Annotated in this window: 1 pseudogene; it reads left to right on the top strand. The window is 59.5% G+C overall.

Features of this window, described 5'->3' with window-relative positions:
* Nucleotides 1-17: 17 nt before the first annotated feature.
* Nucleotides 18-902 (top strand): annotated as a pseudogene (locus tag EN750_RS36580) (alpha-glucosidase/alpha-galactosidase); the annotation flags it as partial.

The raw sequence follows: 902 nt of genomic DNA, 5'->3' as shown, positions 1-902 counted from the left end.
GGAATGAGGTGCGGCTGGTGAGTTTCAAAATCGCTATCATCGGTGCCGGCAGCGTCGGCTTCACCAAGAAATTGTTCACCGACATCCTGTGCGTGCCCGAATTCAAGGACATCGAATTTGCGCTCACCGATGTAAGCGAGCACAACCTTCAGATGATCAAGGCGATCCTCGACAGGATCGTCGAGGCAAACAGGTTGCCGACCAGGGTGACGGCGACGACCGACCGCCGCAAGGCGCTCGAAGGCGCACGCTACGTCATCAGTTGCGTGAGGGTCGGCGGTCTCGAAGCCTATGCCGACGATATCCGCATTCCCCTGAAATACGGCATCGACCAATGCGTCGGCGATACGATCTGCGCCGGCGGCATTCTCTATGGACAGCGCAACATCCCGGTGATCCTGGATTTCTGCAAGGACATGCGCGAGGTCGCCGAGACGAACGTCAAATTCCTGAACTACGCCAACCCGATGGCGATGAACACCTGGGCGGCGATCGAATACGGCAAGGTCGACACTGTCGGGCTCTGCCACGGCGTCCAGCACGGCGCCGAACAGATCGCCGAGGTGCTGGGCGCCAAGTCCACGCAGGAACTCGACTATGTCTGTTCCGGCATCAACCACCAGACCTGGTTTATCGACCTGCGCCTGAACGGCCGTCGCATCGGCAAGGACGAACTGGTGGCCGCTTTCGAGGCGCATCCGGTCTATTCCAGGCAGGAGAAGCTGCGCATCGACGTTCTGAAGCGCTTCGGCATCTATTCGACCGAGAGCAACGGCCATCTTTCCGAATATCTGCCCTGGTACCGCAAACGTCCCGACGAGATCACGCGCTGGATCGATATGTCCGACTGGATTCACGGCGAGACAGGCGGCTATCTCCGCTACTCCGCCGAAACCCGCAAC

This window comes from Mesorhizobium sp. M7A.F.Ca.ET.027.03.2.1 (assembly GCF_003999175.1).
GTDB lineage: Bacteria > Pseudomonadota > Alphaproteobacteria > Rhizobiales > Rhizobiaceae > Mesorhizobium.
This window is presented reverse-complemented; position numbering and strand designations above follow the sequence as displayed.